This is a genomic window from Peribacillus sp. P4_C12 (genome assembly GCF_056402095.1).
Genome location: NZ_JBFUIB010000001.1, coordinates 155,006 through 174,869, shown reverse-complemented (window position 1 = coordinate 174,869; position 19,864 = coordinate 155,006). Strand labels below are relative to the sequence as shown.

General features: G+C 39.2%; 18 protein-coding genes. 2 read left to right on the top strand and 16 right to left on the bottom strand.

Features of this window, described 5'->3' with window-relative positions:
* Positions 1-195 precede the first annotated feature (195 nt).
* From AC1DUW_RS00885 to ssb, 7 genes are all read right to left on the bottom strand, one after another.
* A complete protein-coding gene (locus tag AC1DUW_RS00885) occupies positions 196-3,930 on the bottom strand; it encodes a S8 family serine peptidase (RefSeq protein WP_477641804.1) in 3,735 nt (1,244 codons plus the stop codon).
* 207 nt (positions 3,931-4,137) lie between these two features.
* Positions 4,138-5,040 carry an ABC transporter permease gene (locus tag AC1DUW_RS00880; protein WP_053348518.1) on the bottom strand — a complete coding sequence of 301 codons (903 nt, stop codon included), beginning with the start codon at positions 5,038-5,040 and terminating at the stop codon, positions 4,138-4,140.
* 16 nt (positions 5,041-5,056) lie between these two features.
* A complete protein-coding gene (locus tag AC1DUW_RS00875; RefSeq protein ID WP_053348517.1) occupies positions 5,057-6,061 on the bottom strand; it encodes an ABC transporter permease in 1,005 nt (334 codons plus the stop codon).
* A 117-nt stretch (positions 6,062-6,178) separates the two neighbouring features.
* Positions 6,179-7,795 carry an ABC transporter substrate-binding protein gene (locus AC1DUW_RS00870; RefSeq protein ID WP_477641803.1) on the bottom strand — a complete coding sequence of 539 codons (1,617 nt, stop codon included), beginning with the start codon at positions 7,793-7,795 and terminating at the stop codon, positions 6,179-6,181.
* 44 nt (positions 7,796-7,839) lie between these two features.
* Entirely contained in the window at positions 7,840-8,808 is a 969-nt protein-coding gene (locus AC1DUW_RS00865; RefSeq protein ID WP_053348515.1) for an ABC transporter ATP-binding protein, read from the bottom strand.
* Positions 8,789-9,793 carry an ABC transporter ATP-binding protein gene (locus AC1DUW_RS00860; protein WP_053348514.1) on the bottom strand — a complete coding sequence of 335 codons (1,005 nt, stop codon included), beginning with the start codon at positions 9,791-9,793 and terminating at the stop codon, positions 8,789-8,791. Before AC1DUW_RS00860 ends, AC1DUW_RS00865 begins: the two co-directional genes overlap by 20 nt.
* A gap of 377 nt (positions 9,794-10,170) precedes the next feature.
* Positions 10,171-10,533, bottom strand: coding sequence for a single-stranded DNA-binding protein (gene ssb / locus AC1DUW_RS00855; protein WP_053348513.1), 363 nt, complete (start codon positions 10,531-10,533; stop codon positions 10,171-10,173).
* 385 nt (positions 10,534-10,918) lie between these two features.
* Here ssb and AC1DUW_RS00850 point away from each other — a divergent pair, with 385 nt between their 5' ends.
* Positions 10,919-11,353: a YwpF family protein gene (locus AC1DUW_RS00850; RefSeq protein WP_053348512.1), complete on the top strand. Its 435-nt coding sequence runs from the start codon at positions 10,919-10,921 to the stop codon at positions 11,351-11,353.
* A gap of 127 nt (positions 11,354-11,480) precedes the next feature.
* Here the strand turns inward: AC1DUW_RS00850 and AC1DUW_RS00845 are convergent, their stop codons facing one another.
* From AC1DUW_RS00845 to AC1DUW_RS00810, 8 genes are all read right to left on the bottom strand, one after another.
* Complete coding sequence (locus AC1DUW_RS00845) at positions 11,481-11,768, bottom strand: hypothetical protein (RefSeq protein WP_053348511.1); 288 nt, start codon at positions 11,766-11,768, stop codon at positions 11,481-11,483.
* Between the two features lie 297 nt (positions 11,769-12,065).
* Entirely contained in the window at positions 12,066-12,494 is a 429-nt protein-coding gene (gene fabZ / locus AC1DUW_RS00840; protein WP_053348510.1) for a 3-hydroxyacyl-ACP dehydratase FabZ, read from the bottom strand.
* A gap of 124 nt (positions 12,495-12,618) precedes the next feature.
* Positions 12,619-12,948: a DNA-directed RNA polymerase subunit beta gene (locus tag AC1DUW_RS00835; protein ID WP_387786260.1), complete on the bottom strand. Its 330-nt coding sequence runs from the start codon at positions 12,946-12,948 to the stop codon at positions 12,619-12,621.
* 103 nt (positions 12,949-13,051) lie between these two features.
* Positions 13,052-13,900, bottom strand: coding sequence for a flagellar hook-basal body protein (locus AC1DUW_RS00830; protein WP_477641802.1), 849 nt, complete (start codon positions 13,898-13,900; stop codon positions 13,052-13,054).
* 56 nt (positions 13,901-13,956) lie between these two features.
* On the bottom strand, positions 13,957-14,796 hold the full coding sequence (locus AC1DUW_RS00825) for a flagellar hook-basal body protein (protein ID WP_477641801.1): 840 nt from the start codon (positions 14,794-14,796) through the stop codon (positions 13,957-13,959).
* A 282-nt stretch (positions 14,797-15,078) separates the two neighbouring features.
* Positions 15,079-16,080 carry a rod shape-determining protein gene (gene mreB, locus AC1DUW_RS00820; protein WP_053348506.1) on the bottom strand — a complete coding sequence of 334 codons (1,002 nt, stop codon included), beginning with the start codon at positions 16,078-16,080 and terminating at the stop codon, positions 15,079-15,081.
* 322 nt (positions 16,081-16,402) lie between these two features.
* Positions 16,403-16,675, bottom strand: coding sequence for a sporulation transcriptional regulator SpoIIID (spoIIID, locus tag AC1DUW_RS00815; RefSeq protein ID WP_034315767.1), 273 nt, complete (start codon positions 16,673-16,675; stop codon positions 16,403-16,405).
* 441 nt (positions 16,676-17,116) lie between these two features.
* Complete coding sequence (locus AC1DUW_RS00810; protein ID WP_053348505.1) at positions 17,117-18,055, bottom strand: stage II sporulation protein SpoIIQ; 939 nt, start codon at positions 18,053-18,055, stop codon at positions 17,117-17,119.
* 152 nt (positions 18,056-18,207) lie between these two features.
* On the opposite strand from AC1DUW_RS00810, the gene AC1DUW_RS00805 reads away from it, so the two are divergent.
* On the top strand, positions 18,208-18,633 hold the full coding sequence (locus AC1DUW_RS00805; protein ID WP_190270575.1) for a VanZ family protein: 426 nt from the start codon (positions 18,208-18,210) through the stop codon (positions 18,631-18,633).
* 20 nt (positions 18,634-18,653) lie between these two features.
* On the opposite strand, the gene spoIID is transcribed toward AC1DUW_RS00805, so the two are convergent.
* On the bottom strand, positions 18,654-19,688 hold the full coding sequence (spoIID, locus tag AC1DUW_RS00800) for a stage II sporulation protein D (RefSeq protein WP_477641800.1): 1,035 nt from the start codon (positions 19,686-19,688) through the stop codon (positions 18,654-18,656).
* Between the last annotated feature and the right edge of the window lie 176 nt (positions 19,689-19,864).

Sequence of the window (19,864 nt, the reverse complement as noted above, 5' to 3'; positions counted from 1 at the left end):
TCCTGCCAGAACCCGAAAATAAATATTTTCTCTCATAGATTTCGTTATTGGCATGGTGAAAATACCATAAAGCTACTGAAAGCTTGTCGAAGAAATAAGCTGCTCAAACTTCACCTTTTGAAAATTCCACAGAAATTTTTATCATAGGTCTAATACGAAAAAACAGCCCCCTTGGATAAGAGGGCTGCCTTACGTTTATTTTTTGGCTTTTTGAATGTTGAATACTTTCTTCGATTCATTTCCGGCAAGATCGGTTATCTTAAATTCAAACTTATTGTTGCCTGGTTTAAGCGGTAGTTCCAAATCCTCTATCTTCTTCTTATAGGAACGCATTTTGTATGGTTCCTTGAATTCGTTATAGAATACTTCGCTTCCGTTCAAATAAAGGCGGATCTCATCGAAATTATCCTCTACTGTCACGTCCACTTTTGGATTTGACCCTTTGACTCCCACAGTTGCTGGCACACCTTTAACCTTTAAACCTGGTTTTGTCGCATCAACCATTATCGTCCGCTTAAAGGAAACCGTGTTATCCCATTTGTCTGTTGCTTTAACAGTAAAGCTTTGGACGCCATCCCCAAATTTCTTTTCAATAGAGAATTCATACTTATTCTTCGTTTTGTTATACGTTACAGGGACCCTTTTATTGTCGATTGTAAATTCCTTTATTTCCGACGCTTCTTCAATTTCACCTGTTATTTTGATTTTATTTTTATTGTTCACGCTTAAGGCTTCAGGACTTTTGATCTTAACTGCTGGTGCATTATTATCGATTGGAGCTGAATCAGTGGCCAATTCGGTGTCAGCTGCTTTTTCATTACCAGCGAAGTCTATTGCCACGACCTGTACCTTTTCCCCTCTTACATCAGGTAGAGTGAATTTTTTCGTATTCGCTGCAAGGGGCTCTTTAAGGATAGATTCACCATCGATTTGTACATCGTAATAGGCAATTCCTGAACCATTTAAATTATCCTTACCTTGGATGGTTAACACCTTACCTATTTTCGAAATCTTAACTGTCGGCTCTAAGGTATCTACTTTGATAGGCATTTTATACGTCTGCCATTTTGCACCCTCGTAATCTATCATCGCTTTGATTTCAAAATAATAGACTCCATCTTTAGCGAGTGCATTATTAATTTTACCATCCCATTTACGGGCAGGATCAAGAGAGTAATAGGACCCTTCTCCGCCATCATAATAGTCCTTACGCACATTATTCTCAGTTCGAAGTTTCCGAACTGATTTGTTTTCACCATTCAATATATTGAATTCTACCTTTTTCGCATTCCTTAAGAATGATAGGATCGGCACGAAGTCATCCTGTGCTCCATCACCGTTCGGGGAAATCGCAATATATTTACTATTAAATGTTTTTCCTGCAGGGTCGTACCCAAGATATGTGAAATCTTCATCTGCTGTCGAGACTCCTCCTGCCATGCCATAGAACGACTCTTTATCATACTTAGTTCCATCTAGGATCGGGGCCTTGTCCCATTCTCCTTTAAAACCTACATACGGAACATGGAGTTCTGGTTTTGTGTCAGTTGGATCCTTCAGTGTCACGAACCCTTCAACAAAATATCCATTTGGGAAGACCTTGTCAATGTCTACAAGTGTCTGAAGATCATCGCCAAGTACTTTTGCATTGGATATGTCCACTTTCACTTCAAATGTAACCGATTTTTTTGCAGGTACGGTAATCTTGTTTGTATTTTTATTATTAATTTTAATCGAAGCGTTCTGAATTTCCTGTGCCTCTAATTGGTTAGCGGAATAACCCAGTTGACCCTGGATAGCATAGTCTGTTTGGATATTTCCTTTTACATCATATTTGACTGCTTTGTTACTGAAGTTTTCAACCTTCAAAGTAAAGGCGAACTTATTGCCGATTTCCTTCATAGCAACCTTCGCTTCTTTCGTAAATGCCTCCGTCACGACAGCTGGTGTGGACAAAGCAGATTGTAGCTGCATGACACCTGCTCCTTGCCTCCGAGGCGAGTAAGGATTTTTCCAACCAAGAGCATTATTGACGACACCTTGATCCGTTAATGGCTTTGAAGTATTCATCATCAGGTTCTTAGCCAAATTCGCCCGCGCAAATCCATTTAGTTTAAATTCTTTATCCACTCTTTCAAGAACCAGTGCAGAACCCCCGGATACATGCGGTGCCGCCATCGAGGTACCACTCATCATGCCATATTCATCATTGTTCAACGTCGAGTATATTTGTCCACCTGGAGCTGTGATTTCTGGTTTAAAATCCAGATTCGGTGCGACACCCCATGAACTGAATGAGCTCATTTTCCCTGCTTCGGGATTTACAGCTTTTGTCTTATCACCATTAAAGGTAACCTTCACCTTTTCCCCTTCAGTTATGGCTGTTTTCAACTTTATTCCATCCGATTTCAACATAAACAACTGCGGAATCGTTATGCTTGGATCTGTAGCCATAGAAATATACCCATCAGCATTGTTAAAAATAATGACTCCTGCCGCTCCTGCTGCCTGAGCATTTTGGGCTTTTTCAATAAAAGAAAGCGTGCCGCGCTCAATAAGGGCAAACTTGCCTTTCACATCCACTTTCGAAAGCTCCCCTGGCGTCCCAAGACCTGCAACAACCAAGTCATATGTTTTATCCTTTAGAGCATTGGGATGTACGCTTGAAGCCGACATGAACGGTGCTTTCCCTTCCTGCCCTTTCATATCATAAGTAGCCGCATCTAAATCCATGAAGTTATTCTCGACGGATGCTACTTGTACCGAATCATGAGCAAGTCCAGGTGAACCTGAAACGCCGATATCCGGGTTTGAGGCCGTTGGGTTTGCAAACCCATTACCAAAATGAGCCGAGTTCCCTGCTGAAATCGACATGAGTATCCCATTATTCACAGCTCTCGAAACCGCCTGCTGCTCAGGATCTTCAGCTGATACAAAACCTGCAGTAGATCCTAGGCTCATGTTCAGCACATCTGCCCCAAGAATAATTGCATCATCAATTGCCTTAATATAAATATCGCCCCATGTTGTCTGCATAGCAGGGTCATTCCCAAATACCTTTAAAGCAAGCAACTGGGCTTCAGGAGCGACCCCTTTAATGCCGCCATTCTCTTCATCCCCATTGGCTCCTGCGGTTCCAGCTACATGCATTCCATGCATCGAAGCCTCTTCACCAAGATCAAGGATTTCTTCATTTTCGTCCATGTAATTGTATCCATAAGGTACCTTCGCAGTATAATAGTTACCTAATAGATGGCTAGAATCCTTTATTCCACTAATTTCACTTTCAGTCAGTTCTGCTTTATTTTCATCGCTTAGAACCATATCACGGTGAGATGGGTCGATTCCAGTATCTATAATACCGACGACCATTCCTTCCCCTTTATAACCATACTCCCGCCAAGCTTCCTGAGCCTGGACAAGTTCTTTACTATAAATCATCTCCGGCTTTTCAACAGGACGTTCATATTCATTCGCTATATGTACTTCAGCAACTTCAGGCATGGCCTCGACCTTTTTAATTTCGCCATATTGAAGCTCTGCACTGAAACCATTTACCACTGTCGTAAAGCTTTCTAGTTCCTTGAATGCTATTTTTTTCTCTTTCACTTTATTTTTCACTTTTTTCTGGTTGGCCAACTTTTCGGACTTTAATTGTTGCCTCTTATTTTTAGATAGCTCTTTAAAAAGTTTCCCTTCCTTCGAAGCTATTTCTATTGCCGGGGCTTCCTTCATCTCTACGATGACCCTTACCTTCTCGTTACTTTTGTATTTCTTTTCCGTTTCGTTTTTCTTTAACTTTAAAATACTTTCCTGATTCTTCTTTCCAACGCTCGATCCGTTCGAAGGATCAGGGAGCTTGGCTGCGGAAACGGTTGCCGTAAATACTAATAGAAAGATTGCTAGAATGGACAAGCTACGTTTAATCAATGAACTTTTCCTCCTCTAAAATAATCAATTTTTGGAATTTTCTTACTAAGTATAAAAGTATCACAACCTTTGGGGTGATTTTAAGAGATAATAGTCACTATTTTCCTATTTATAACTAGGATTTTGTTATTATTTTTCATATTTTAATAGATTTGTAAGAAAAACAAAAAAGATGGTGATTGTAAAAGAATCACCATCTTTTAACATTTAGTTTTTCATTCTCGGATCCAATGCATCACGCAGTCCATCACCCATTAGGTTAAAGCCGAGGACAGTTAGCATAATCGCAAGACCAGGAAACAGCACCGTCCATGGTGCCTGAATGATAAATGACCTCGAATCGGCAAGCATTTTTCCCCACTCTGGTGCCGGCGGTTGTGCACCGAGACCAAGGAACCCGAGTGCTGCACACTCAATAATGGCAGTGGCAATCGCCAAAGTACCTTGAACAATAATCGGTGCAAGGCTATTCGGGAGAACGTGATGAAGTAGAATTCGGCCATCCCCCATTCCTATTGCCTTGGCAGCTGTTACATATTCCTCTTCTTTCACTGTTAATACCCTCGAACGTAAAAGCCTGCCGAATATAGGGACATTGACGATGGCAATGGCAATAAGTGCATTGCGAAGTGAAGGCCCCAATACGGCTACTACGGCAATGGCAAGCAATATACTTGGAAACGCTAGAATAATGTCAAAAACCCTCGATATGATTGTATCTATCCACTTTCCGTAATACCCGGCGATAATTCCTAGAAAAGACCCGACGACGACAGACCCGGCCACAGATAAAAAACCAATTCCTATTGATATGCGCGAGCCATAGATAACCCTACTCAAAATGTCACGGCCAAATTCATCCGTTCCAAACCAATGTTCTGAAGATGGAGACAGATGTTTATCACTAAGCTTCTGCCCCTCAAATGAATAAGGTGCAATAATCGGTGCGAAAATAGCGATTAAGACAAAAAATAAAACAATACCAAGACCAACAAGGGCTATCTTATTTTTCTTAAAGCTTTTCCACCCTTCCTTCCAAGGAGAGATGACTTTTTCCTCTGTCTCTTGGGGATTAAGGATTGGCGATGTATTCGTTGCTATTTCAGGCATGAGCTTCCCTCCCTATTTATTTATACTTAATCCTAGGATCAATCGCTGCATACAACAAATCCACAACTAGGTTAATCATGACAAACAAAAAGGCGATGATGAGGATTCCGGACTGAATGACCGGATAATCCCGGGAAAGAATTGCATCATAAATGTATGTACCGATACCTGGCCAACCAAAAATGTTTTCCGTTAAAATAGCCCCTCCTAAGAGCAACCCTGTCTGTAGGCCGATAACCGTAACCACTGGAATTAAAGCATTCTTCAAGGAGTGCTTATAAACAACCCAAAACATTCTCATTCCCTTGGCTCGAGCCGTACGGATGAAATCCGATCTCATTACCTCTAACATGGACGAGCGTGTCATCCTTGCAATAATCGCCATCGGAATGGTAGCAAGCGCGAGTCCCGGTAAAATTAAATGCTTAACCACTTCGCTAAATTGGTCAACTCTTCCAGAAATGAGGGTGTCTAATAAATACAGACCCGTTATTGCCTCAACAGGATCCCTGATATTGTCACGCCCTGTCGTAGGAAGTAAGTCCCATTGAATCGAAATGATATATTGTTCCATTAGTCCAAGCCAGAATATCGGCATAGACAAACCAATCAACGCAATGACCATTGCTGCATAATCAAACCATGAGTTTTGGAACCACGCCGAAATAATACCGGCATTTACACCAATGACTACAGCTATAAGCATTGCAATCAAGGCTAACTCAATCGTCGCCATTAGATAAGGCACAATTTCTTCAGATACCGGACTCTTTGTTTTTAAGGAAACACCAAGATCGCCTGTTAACAGACCTAATAGATAATCCCAAAACTGAATAAACCAAGGTTTATCCAAACCGAGTTCCTTTGTCATTGCCGCAACTGCCTCTTTTGTTGCTTGCTGTCCTAAAATTACTTGTGCAGGATTTCCTGGAATCGCACGAATCATCATAAATACAATAAACGCCATTCCAAGTAATACTGGAATGAGGGATCCTAAACGCCGTACGGTATAGGAAAACAAAACAATCACCCGCCTTTTTACAATAGGGTCCTTTACATTCACCCTCGATTATTTTGAAATGCATTCCATAACAAAACCGGGAAGCATGCATAAATCCATACTCCCCGATTCGTACGGTTAATTCTCTATAGACACGTTAACTAGAGATTGAGAACCGGTTGGATGCGGAACGAATCCTTTTATTGTCTTAGTTCCAGCAAGTTGTGGTAAAGAGTGTACAAGTGGAACCCATGGCGCTTCTTCATGAATGATTTCCTGCGCTTTTCCATATAACTCATTACGTTTATCTTCTTCTGCAGTAGATTGAGCTTCAATCAATAGTTCATGAACCTCTTCGTTTGCATAGCGAGCATAGTTATTTGATCCGATATTATCTTTATCCAATAAGGTGTAAAGGAAGTTATCTGCATCTCCATTATCGCCTGTCCAGCCTAGCATGAAGGATTCAGCTTCTCCTGCCTGCACTTTCTCTAAATATGCAGCCCATTCATACGAAACGATATTTGCTTCGATACCTACTTGTTTTAAGCTTGCTTGAATGGCTTCAGCTACTTTTTGACCATCTGGCATATATGGACGTGGTACCGGCATTGCCCAAAGATCCATTTTGAACCCATCTTCAAGTCCAGCCTTTTTAAGTAATTCCTTAGCTTTTTCTACATCGTAGTCATAGTCTTCAATGTTGTCATTGTATCCAGAAACAGATGGAGGCATTGGATTCTTAGCAGGCTCAGCTGTGCCTTCGTAAAAGTTATCAATGATTTCTTTTTTGTTAATTAGGTGTGAGATGGCTTGGCGTACTTCCTTTTTGTCGAATGGAGCTTTTTCAACATTGAATGCAAAGTAGCCGACATTCATGGATGGACGTTCGAATATTTGTAGTTTGTCATCCCCTGTTACTTTGCTAATATCACTTGGGTTTAACCCGTCCATTAGATCAACTTCACCTTTGATTACAGCATTTAATCGAGCAGAGTTATCTTTAATGACTTTAAACGTGATTCCATCAAGCTTTGGCAGTCCATCTTGCCAATAGTCATCATTTTTCACCACTTCAATCGTATCGCCTGGTTTCCATGATTTAAATTTGAATGGACCTGTTCCAGAAGGATTCTTACCGAAATTGTCTGCATCTTTTTCAAAGCCAGTTGGACTTGCTATTGCAAATGTAGGCATAGCAATATTTTTCAAGAATGGTGCCTGCGGACGATTTAAAGTGAATTCCACTGTATTACCATCAATAGCTTTTACCTCTTTGATAACATGGCCTTCATCACCTTCAAAGCCGCCAAACATAGAGGCATAGTATGCAAATTTAGCTTCATCCTTACTTTGTGCCCAGCGCTGAAAGTTTTTAACAACTGCTTCCGCATTGAAATCCGAGCCATCATGGAACTTAATGCCGGTTTTCAATTTGAATGTATATGTCTTTGCGTCATCGGAAACATCCCATGATTCTGCAAGACCTGGCTTTATTTCCGTATTATCTTCTCCGTATTTTACAAGGGTTTCAAAAACCTGCTGTGTGACGATAAATGATTCACCATCCGTTACTATAGCGGGATCAAGTGAAACTGCATCGCCGCCTTTACCATAAATTAATACGCCTCCTTTTGCTTCACTTGATCCCCCTTTATCTTCATCTTTCTCTTTGGTTGTAGATGAGGAACATCCTGCAAGTGCAAGTGAAAGCGCCAGGATAGTAGTTAACAATAAAGCCCATGTCTTCTTCATATTCTTCCCCCTTTATTTTTTTAAGAATTTATGTGTACGTCGTGTCAATTGTATAAATGACAAGCAACGTAGTGACCGGGTTTATGCTCATGCAAGACGGGTTTTACTGATTTGCACTCCACCATGGCCTGCGGGCATCTCGTATGGAAGGGACAACCGCTTGGCGGGTTAGATGGGCTTGGAACATCGCCCTGCAAGATTACTCTATCTCCCTTATATTCCACATCTGGAATCGGCACAGCAGATAATAAAGCCTGCGTATATGGATGAAGGGGGTCTTCGTAGAGTTCTTCACTTCCCGTCAATTCAACGATATGACCAAGATACATGACACCGACGCGGTCAGAGATATGCCTTACTACGCCAAGATCGTGGGCAATGAATAAGTAAGTCAGATCAAAATCCTTCTGCAAATCTTGCAAAAGATTCAACACCTGAGCTTGAATCGACACATCCAGTGCAGATACGGGCTCATCAGCGATAATCAGCTTAGGGTTAACTGCAAGTGCCCTAGCAATGCCAATACGTTGCCGCTGACCACCACTGAATTGATGTGGGTACCTTTTGGCATGGTAACTGCTTAAACCAACAACCTTTAGGAGCTCCTGCACCCGGTGTTGGCGTTCCTTTTTATCTTTTAAACCATGAACGATAAGGGGCTCTTCCAATATCTTTTCAACAGTATGCCTGGGATTAAGGGACGCGAATGGGTCCTGAAAAACCATTTGCATTTCTCGACGCATCTTTCTCATTTCACGAGAAGTTAAAGTCGTTAGGTCTTTTCCCTCAAAATAAACATTCCCTTCACTTGGCTCAAGCAATCGAAGCAGTAACCTACCTGTTGTTGACTTTCCGCAACCGCTTTCACCAACAAGACCTAAGGTTTCTCCTTTATAAATGGAGAATGACAAACCATCAACGGCCTTTACCTCCCCCACCGTCTTCCCGAGAATACCTCCTTTGATTGGAAAATGCTTCTTCAAGTTTTCTACCTTAACTAATGGTTGAGTCATGCAATGCTGCTCCTTTCCCATCTTCATACATCCAGCAGCGTACTTGCTGGCCGTTATCGAATTCCAGAAGTGACGGGGTCTCACTTAGACATTTCTCCAGAGCATGAGAGCAACGAGGGGCAAACTGGCAGCCCTGGTTGCTTGTTCCTGGCCTTGGAACATTACCTGGAATCGAGTAAAGCCGCTCTTTTTTTAGACGCATATCAGGAATCGATTGTAGTAAACCGACCGTATATGGATGTTTCGGATTTCGAAAAATCGTTTGCACTTGTCCTTCCTCTATTACCTTGCCGGCATACATTACAATGACACGCTCACACATTTGCGCCACAACGCCAAGATCGTGAGTAATCATCATGATTGCTGTATCTGTCTCTTTATTTAAGTTCTTCATTAACTCTAAAATTTGTGCTTGAATCGTCACATCCAAAGCGGTTGTCGGTTCATCTGCTATGAGAAGTTTCGGCTCACAGATCATTGCCATTGCAATCATGACCCTCTGTCTCATCCCACCTGAAAGCTGATGGGGATATTCATTGATAAGTTCCTCAGCACGTCCAAGCCCAACCAGCTTTAACATTTCCACGGCTCTTTGACGGGCCTGCTTTTTATTCCATTTTCTATGTATCCGAAGAGTCTCCACCAATTGCTCTCCAATTGTAAAAACTGGATTCAAGCTTGTCATTGGTTCCTGAAAAATCATGGCAATTTCATTTCCGCGAATCTTTCGCATTTTCGCTTCAGAGGCATTGGCGATGTTAACCCCTTTAAAAAGAATCTCTCCTTCTACCTTACCAGCCGGAGAGGGAACTAGTCCCATGATGGACAAAGAAGTTACACTTTTCCCGCAGCCAGATTCCCCAACAATCCCCAGCACCTCACCTGGATTGATGTGAAAATCAATGGAATTTACGACTGGAATTTCCCCATCGTCAGTACGAAAACTCGTTCGTAGTCCGTTCACTTCAATAATTGGTCCCTTCATTACATCACTTCCTATATATAACTATTTTACCAATTTAATATTATTTGATTTATTATTGCATCTAAATTGAAAATTTACAATATATTTTCTTAAAATTCTAATTTTTTAGAATAATAATTTTATTTTACATTTACCACTTTGTTGTACATATTTATTACATAAAGAAAATGACTGCGATTTTGCAGTCATTCAAAAGGAGGGAATCAAGTACCTTGATTCAATTTAGGGGGTAATCGGAGATACTTACGGGGGAAAAGCCAAATCGGCTTTGGGGAAATAATGGGAGTAAACGAGTCTTATATGAAGTAATACTTTTACGAAATTGTTTTATGTTGATGAAAAAGACGCCTGGTTCAAGAATAGAAATTCACGTTAGACTATAAACCAATATGCTCAAAATCCTTTGGCTTAACATCATTTTGTTTAGATCCTATGAATTGAACCTTCTCGGCGACAACTTCGGTAACATATACTTTTTTACCTTCTTGGTTTTCGTATCTCCTTGTTTGAATTCTGCCGGTAATGCCAATTAAGGCCCCTTTTTTGCAATACTGAGCGGTGTTTTCAGCTGTCTTTTTCCATATGATACACTGTACAAAGTCCGCCTCATAATCGCCTACTGTATTACGAAAGTTACGGTTGACCGCTAACGTAATATTGGAAACTGCCTTGCCATCCGGTGTGTATCTTAATTCGGGGTCCTTCGTCAGTCTCCCTACAAGGGTAATTTGGTTGATCATCTTTTCACTCCTTTCTCTTTAATATGCTTTTATCATAATGAATCTTTCATCAAATGGAAAATCGACAAAATAATCTGTGTCCACCCATTTTCTTCATAAAAACCTGATTTGTATTTACCTAAAATTCAATTTTTGCAATGGAAAGTAAGTAAAAAACAAAAAGAATACAAATTTAAATTTTTTGCAAATTTTTATTGTATCGTTCATAATTTAGACAATTGTTGGGTTTTCATTTCATTAAGGTACGGTTTTTTAGTATGATATAATTACCTTTAAAAGGATTAACAGGTTTAAACTTTCACGAACCCAATCAAATATCGGAAATCTAGGTTTAAGAGGGGTATTTTCCACCCTTCTTCATACAGGCAAGAAACGGAGGAATTAGATGAAATCGTTTAAATTAATTTCGTTGCAAATTGTTACTGAGGAATTACACTTAATTGATATTGTATTAACAGACGGTCTTATAATTAATAAAGAAAATGATGCAAGAACCTGGTTACTCGAAGCCTTTGTAGAAGAAAGCCACTTCAAAGAGCTTGAATCCTCACTTCCCAATATAGACGGAGAGGTGTTTATCCAAGCCGTTATTACAAAAAAGGACAATGAACCAGCTTTATTTAGCACTGTCCTACGTACCATAAGAAAAGTTGGCAACCATTATAGCCTATTATTTGTTGGACACATCCAAAAAACACGCAGCAAATATGCAGAACTTCTTCTTGAAGATTTGGTCCTAAAAGGTCTAGTCGGAGATGAATTAATAAATGAATTCAAGCAAAAAATCCGCTCTAAGCCTAAACTAGCCACGAATAAATAAGGTACACTTCCCTTTATTCCTATTTCCCCTCAAACCAAATACACACAAAAAAAAGACTGACCTAGACGAAAAAGGATAATAATCCTCTTCTTAACTAGGTCAGTCTTTTTAATCAATGCTAATTACTTTACTTGTTATCGTCATCAGCGTCGTTATCTTTGGTATTATCGTCATTTTCAATCATTCCATCATCATCTTTATCCAGATCATTTGCATCGTTATCGTTATCATTATCATCATTCACATTGTTATCATCATTCACATTGTTATCATCAACGCCATTGTTATCATCATTAATTATGTTATTATCTTCTGGAGCGGGATTGTTATCATTATTATTTGTTCCACACCCAGCAAGGAACATCACAGATAATAAAGATCCCGCAATTAGTGCAAAAATTCTTTTCATCATCATTTTTGGCAACCTCCCTTCTATCTTTTATTCCTTACTTATTTTGCCCGAATGTGAAAATAACTTGCGTCCTATTTTAAAATAGCAAAGAAGTCCGCTGAACTCATATTTATAACGAATGATTCGCATTAAAAAATGCCGGACATATATATGTCCGACATTCAAAGGGAGAATAAAAAGAAATTGTACTTAAAGAATTCAAAGCATTTGCTTCTTATATATACACCTATAAAGGCTTTTCAAAACCATTTTTATAAAAAAAGTTATATTAATCCAACTTTATCTTGAACAAGTATATTTTTATTTGTCTCCGAAGGCAAACATAATCTCTGTTTCACATGCAACCTCGCCATCTACCGTTGCCACCGCTTTCCCTTTACCCAATGATCCCCTCATACGCACTATTTCAACTTCAAGGCGTAGTTGGTCACCTGGTTTTACCTGCTTTTTAAATCGACAATTATCAATTCCAGCAAAAAACGCAAGCCGTCCTTTATATTCATCTTGTTTCAAAACTGCTACAGCGCCAACTTGTGCTAATGCCTCTACAATTAAGACTCCAGGCATAACAGGATAATCAGGGAAATGCCCATTAAAGAATTCTTCATTAGCTGTAACATTTTTCAGCCCTACAGCTCTTTTTCCTTCATCTATTTCAATAATCCGATCAACTAATAAAAATGGATAACGATGAGGAATGATTTCCTTTATTTGCGTAATATCTAACATATTTGTTCCTCCTATGACTTTAATTTTTTCACACTTAACGAAAACCCGCCTCTACCCTAAAGGCAGAGGCGTAGTTGCCATAAATATTTCTATAACAACGGCAACTACTTCGAAAAATATGGAACTATGCGTCTTTGTTTACAATATCAATAATATGGGTCCACGTTGATTTTTGAAAAACATCCGTTGCGTGTCCTCCACCGATCACACTGTAACCTAAAAGCGCCCCAGATAATACAGCAAAGAAAATTAATCCCATAACAATGAGTAAACGAAGCCAAATTGGCAAAAGACGCACCCTTATTCTACGTTTCTGTTTCGCTTCAACTTCCATTACCTCTTCATTAAGTTGTTGTCTCATTACACTTTTTTGCTCCATATAAGATGTAAAAGCTCCTTTTTCTAAGAAAACTCGCCGACTGATTTTCTCTCTTCTCATACTATCGGCAGCCATGTCGAAATGAAAAGCGCCAACAAATACCTTTGTTAAAGTATTAATTATAACCGATTTGTTATAAACTCGCAGCGAGGTATTCTTTATTCTGTATTCCTATTAATCAACGGATACCATTGATTAATCCGCTCATTTGATCAGCCATCGTTACGGCACGAGATTGAAACTGATAATGACGCTGAACATTGATTAAATCCGTCATTTCTTTAGAAAGATCGACATTCGAGGACTCTAGGACGCCTTGGCTAACAGCTATTTCACTACGTGAATCTCCTGTTAGCGCTGTCATTATATCATCTTCCGTAACGCCCAGGCCTCTCATGTTATCGGGAAGACCAAGTAAATTACCACCTAATTGGTCAAGGAATTGTGGTTTTTTTACCGAGACAACGCCGAGCCCAAAACTCTTCTCGCCAAATTCCTCCGTATCAACCGTCAATAAGCCTTTTTCCGAAACTGTGATTTCTTTAATACTCCCCTCAATAAGGATCGGCTCCCCATATTCATCAAGGACTCGATGCCCAGCAGAGGTAACAAGCAGCATTTGTTCTGGATTTTTCGCACTAGGGGATAAATAAAAAGCACCATCCCGTGTTAACCTTGTATTGACCCCTTTGCCATCCTGAACGCTTACCGTAAAGAATAGATCTTCCTTTGTGAATGCCACATCAAGATTACGGTCTGTCGTCTTTAAAGCCCCCTGTGCAAGCACCAATTGAGATTGACTTATCTTAGCACCTGTTCCCTGTCGAATACCAGGTGTTGTCAACCTTCCAATTTCCTTGGACTTACTCGGCTGATTATCAAAACTTTGCGTTAACAAATCATTAAAACTCGTTTGGGTCTTTTTGTAAGCAGTCGTATCCACATTGGCAATATTATTGCTGATTTGATCAATTTTACTTTGAAGTTGGTTTAGCGTATTCGTCGCTGTTATCATAGTTCGATTCATAGACATTCCCCTTAAATGTTCAAATTCCTAAAGACAGTTTTCTACAAATCGATTACTTAAAGCTTGCCAACCTCATTGACCGCTTTATCCAAACTTTTATCATAGGCTTGAAGGACTTTCTGACTAGCTTCAAAAGAGCGGTATGACGACATCATTTCTGTCATAGTTCTCGATTGATCGACATTCGAGCCCTCAAGGAAACCTTGTTTCGTAGAAAAACTAACCTCTGCACCCGCATATGCACTAGGTAATTCATCATCATTCACAACTTTATAAAGACCTTCTCCATCTTTCATAAGCTGTGCAGATGGATTATCTGAAAAACCAATGCCAAGGCGTGCCTTTTGAACATTTCCTTCTAAAATAACACCGTTTTCTGTAACGGTAAACTGATCACTATCAAGCTGAATTCGTTCATTATTCTCATCCAGTACATAATAACCCTTAGGGGTGGTCAAATACGCTTGCCCATCTAAAGTAAAACTGCCGTTACGTGTATAACGGAGTCCACCATCACCATCCTGAACTGTAAAAAGCACCGCCCCTTGCCGACCGGTTCCTTCATTGATTGGAAGATTTTCGTCAGCCAAGGCAAGATCTGTATTAAGCTGGGTTTCCTCTAGAGTACCTTGTGTAAATAAAGGATTGGTTTCTTGTACATAAACACCGGTACTAAGGCTCCCTACCTGAGAAAACTTCGACATGCTTAATTTGTTTTCTGTAGGAATCGTTTTACTATCGATGTTGCTGAGAAGCATTTCCGGAAAAGATCTTATACTCGTTTGGTCAGCTTTAAACCCTGTTGTATTTGCATTGGACATATTGTTTGTAAGCATTTCTGTACGCCTTTGCTGTGTAAGCATCCCAGAAGCAGCTGTATAAAAACCTCTTAACATCTTCTTCACTCCTTATTCTACATTACTTATACCGTTTGATTTCTTATATCTATCTTATCGGTTATAAACTTCAGTATCTTAAGGAAAAAAGAAAAGCATTAGGCAGAAGAATTTGTCTGTATTATAGGCTAGGTCAGATTTAAAGGAATGGTGTTAAATTTTCAACTAAAAGAAGAGGGCCTATTGCTCATCAGTACTAGAACTGCACGCACTTTCACTATGCCTCATGTTTGTCTGAACCTTAGACCCCTATCTTATAATGCAGATTTTCACGTCCGCTTTTTAATTGAATTTGTGCCGTGGCAATTTGTCCATATTATCAAGCATAATTCCAGTTCCAATTGCAACACAATCCATTGGATTTTCCGCAACAAGTACTGGGACTTTAAGTTCTTCTGCAAGAAGGAGATCAATACCATGAAGCAATGCGCCTCCGCCTGTTAAAATGACGCCTCTGTCAATAATATCGGCAGAAAGTTCAGGTGGTGTCCGCTCAAGTACACTTTTAGCAGCTTGTACAATGATAGAAACCTGCTCGCGAAGAGCTTCTTCAATTTCTTCAGAGTTGACAGAGATGGTTCTAGGTAATCCTGATACCATATCACGCCCACGAATATCAATGACTTCTTTACGTGAACCAGGGAAGACTGTTGCAACCTGAATTTTAATGTTTTCTGCTGTACGTTCACCGATTAGAAGCTTATACTTCCGTTTGATATAATGTAAAATTTCATTATCAAATTTATCACCGGCCATTTTAATAGAAGAAGACGTAACGATATCCCCCATCGAAAGAACCGCAATGTCAGTTGTCCCGCCACCAATATCTACGACCATGTTGCCGCTTGGTTGAAAAATATCCATGCCAGCACCGATTGCAGCTACTTTTGGTTCTTCTTCAAGGAATATTTTCTTGCCACCGCTCTTTTCTGCAGCTTCTTTAATCGCCTTTTGTTCAACACTTGTTACGTTTGTTGGGCAGCAAATTAAAATTCTAGGCTTTGAAAGAAAGCCTTTCACATTTAATGTATTTATAAAATGCTTAAGCATCGATTCTGTTACATCAAAATCCGCAATGACGCCGTCTTTTAAAGGACGAATTGCGATGATGTTTCCTGGAGTCCGGCCTACCATTTTACGAGCTTCTTCCCCGACAGCAAGAACACGGTTTGTATTCTTATCAATCGCTACTACCGAAGGCTCATTTAACACAATTCCTTTACCTTTGACATGTATTAGAACATTGGCTGTTCCAAGATCTATCCCAATATCTCTAGCAAACATTTCTTAAATCCTCCTTGAATATCCTCACATATAACCTACTTCTGTCCTAATTGTTTATTTTACCATATCGTATTGACACAAGTAAGTATGAATTATAAATAAACACAAACATATACTATTTTTTCCTAAATAACCAATATGAAACATCGTCAATACATCTACATATATTCCATAATCACTTTCTCATACTATTACCCAATAAAAAAATCCCGGCATGGAGATTCATAATCAAGGTTTTAGAAAGATGACACATTTTCATGTCCTCTTTATCTATTCCCTAATTTCTCGAATCACTTCCAAATACCGGAATCAATTTAAATACTTATTTAACGATTTCTTCTTCTCTTTCAGATCGTTTATATTTTAATTTTGTCGCTTCTCCACCTCGAAGGTGACGAATGGATTTATGATAATCCAATATATCCTTCACTTCGTTAGCCAAATCAGGATTAATTTCTGGCAGCCTCTCCGTTAAGTCTTTATGCACTGTACTTTTAGAGACTCCGAACTCTTTTGCAATGACGCGAACTGTTTTTCTAGTTTCCACGATATACTTTCCTATCTTGATAGTTCTTTCTTTGATGTAATCGTGCACACCACTCGACCTCCCCAAATTGGATGTGAGAAGTGTGAAATGAGATTCGTATTTTTCGAATCGAATACCGCTGCCCTATAAACAATGAAAGATAGAATTATTCAACTATTAGATAATTTGTAATAAACGATTCCTCACCTCAAACACTCTCTTTTCATGGTTTATAACATCTTATTAGCTTGGTTAAGAATATATGCCTAATGGGACATGTGAATTAGATTTATTTCTAAGATTTATCTGTTTATTTTCCTTAAAAACAAATTATTTCCCGAGAAATTTGTCGGAAGGGCGAGGGTTTCATCGTTTGAACCAATATTTCCTCGAAAGAAAAAAAGGAAGCCGTTCAAAATGAACGGCTTCCTTTTACCAAATTTTCAGTTGTTGTCATTCGAAACGCTCAAGGTTTATGTTTTGATTTTATTAAAAATCTTAATCTTAATCTTAATTAGATTGATTTAACGAATCTTTCAAGGAATCGCTTTTCTCAGTAGAATCTTCACCTGGAGTAGAGCCTTCCTTATCAGTACCACTTTCTAAATCTGTGCCCTCTTCAGTTTCATCAACTGCAGGCGTTTCATCTGTTCCAGTTTCTGATTCGTCAATTGCTGGTGTTTCTTCTTTCTCAGTTTTAGATTCGTCAACTGCTGGTGTTTCTTCTTTCTCAGTTGAATCGTCAAGTGTGCTGCCTTCTGTTTCAGTTGCTGATTGAATGGCAGATGCTTGTTTATCAACAAAATCAATTGGATTTAATGCAATGTTATCTTTTCTGATTTCGAAGTGGACATGCACGCCTGCTTCTTCATTGATTTGACTTTTTCCAGCAGTAGCAATAGCTTGCCCTTGTTTCACTTTGTCACCAACCGCAACTTTGATATCTTTCACTGATTGATAACGAGTAACGACACCATCTTCATGCTCAACTTCGATTAAATTGCCAAGCAAAGCATCGTCTTGAACTTTCGTTACATTTCCACTTAGCGATGCTTTTACATCGAAAGCTTTTCCATCTTCCATTGCAATGTCTATACCTTTGTTTTGCTCATATCTATTGTTGTAGAAAACCAAAGCTTCTTCTTGTGCCTTTTCATCTGCATTCACATCATAGAATTGTTTTTTAATTACCGTTTTGTCGGCATTGGCTACAGGCATCTTGATTGTCTCAAGATTACTATTGACCTCGACTGAAGGCTGTTCGTAGTTTTTTCCTGTTTCAGCTGAGTCCTCTTTACCGTCATTAGCTGAATCATCAAAACTATTTTGTAATAAGAAGGCCGCGGCTAAGATTATGGCTGCACTTGCGATATAGATTGCTGATAATGCCCAACGTTGTTTAAGTATACGTCGGATTTTGGAAGTTGGTTTCTTTTCTTCCTCTCTCATATTAATCACCTCAGCAATCATTCTGAACATTTTGCTAAGATTATATACATTTTGGTAAAAAATTTTTTAGATTTATTTTGTGGAAAAGAAACCGATTTTATTCGTAGAATGGTAAAATGTTTTGTATCTTACTGTTGAAGGATGTTTAATTTATGAAAAAAGCCTTTAAACTCGTGTTAACGTTATTACCTTTTTTATATATGATTGCCATTTGGACAATGTCCAGCCTTCCTGATGATGTTATTCTTGATATCCCCTCATCATCAACGGACCGATTTATCAAAGAGGCACTTCATTTAGTCGAATTTGCAATTTTGTACATACTATTCGTTTCTGCTCTTGCAGCAAACCAAAAACTGAAGCCAACGCTAAGCTTGTTGGCAGCCCTTGTGGCAGGCTTATACGGTATTGTAGATGAATATCATCAATCTTTCATTCCCTACCGTTCCGCCACCTTAATAGATGTAATCAAAGATATCATCGGAGTATTGGCTGTCTATTTTCATGTTCACTACCACTATTTCAAGCACAAACGTGGCTTTTTAACTATTATAGAAAAATTAGGCGGAAAAAAATGAGAGATGGGGAATCCCATCTCTCATTTTTTCGCCGTCATTGTATTCATCCACTTGCTAGAAGACTGTACTTTTACCCCTTTATAGTAGTACTTTACAATATCTTCATAGCTTTTTCCTTCCCGGGCCATTCCGTTAGCACCGTATTGACTCATTCCAACTCCGTGTCCATATCCTTTGGTCGTGATGACAATTTGGTTGCCTTGGCGCTCCCAGTTAAAATCAGATGACTTCAATCCGAGCTTTTCACGAATCTGCTTCCCTGTCAATTTCTTTCCGCCGATTTCAACTACACCTACACGATTACCTGATGTTCTTTCAATGACAGTCCCTATTGTTGTCCCTGATGATAGACTTACGCCTAGCTTCTTTTCAAAATCCGCAGCGTCCACTACCATTTTATTATAAAACTTTGGTGATTCTTTATCCCATGGACTGGATACACTTTTTAAATAAGGAAACTCTGCTTCCCAATAGTCCTCGGAATTCTCTGTATACCCATTGCTGGTTGAAAAAAAAGTCGCTGTAATTGGTTTTCCATTATAGGTTAGAATTTGGCCTTGTGTTTCCTTAATAGCTTTGTTAATTTTCTTCATCTTCCATTTATAATCAGAGCCCCACTGCTTTTTTAGCTCATCATTATTCATATAAACTTGATGCATTACCGTATCGCTCACATCTGCACCGTCTGGCAAGCCCATTCGATTATCGTTTATTAGCTGATCTACAATGTAAGTTCTGGCTGTCAATGCTTGGGCCTTCAATGCTTCTTCCTCAAAATCCGCCGGCATTTCAGCTGCAACCACTCCAGCCAAATACGATTCAATCGGCAGTTTTTGAATCTTTTTAGCAGATGTACGGTAAACAGCAACTTCAACGGCACTCATTTCATTTGTACTCACTTCTTTACCCTCTTCCTTTGCTTTCTGTTCTAATTGTTCGTCTAACTTTCCACTTGTCTTATCACTTGAAAATGGAAGCACAAGCACTGCTGGAATCATAATAATCACAAATGATACTGCTATAAATAGTACAATCATCGGTTTGATAGCTTTCAAATCCTGGGCCTCCCTACACTTGTTCTCTGCTGATATTCTCCCATCCAGCAGGTATCTCTACATAACATATGTATGTCGAAGGACAAGCTTTTATGAATAGAAAAACGACAGTTACTGAGTTAGAAGTTTTAATACTAGAACAAAACAAAAAACCCATTCACACTTCAATGACTGAA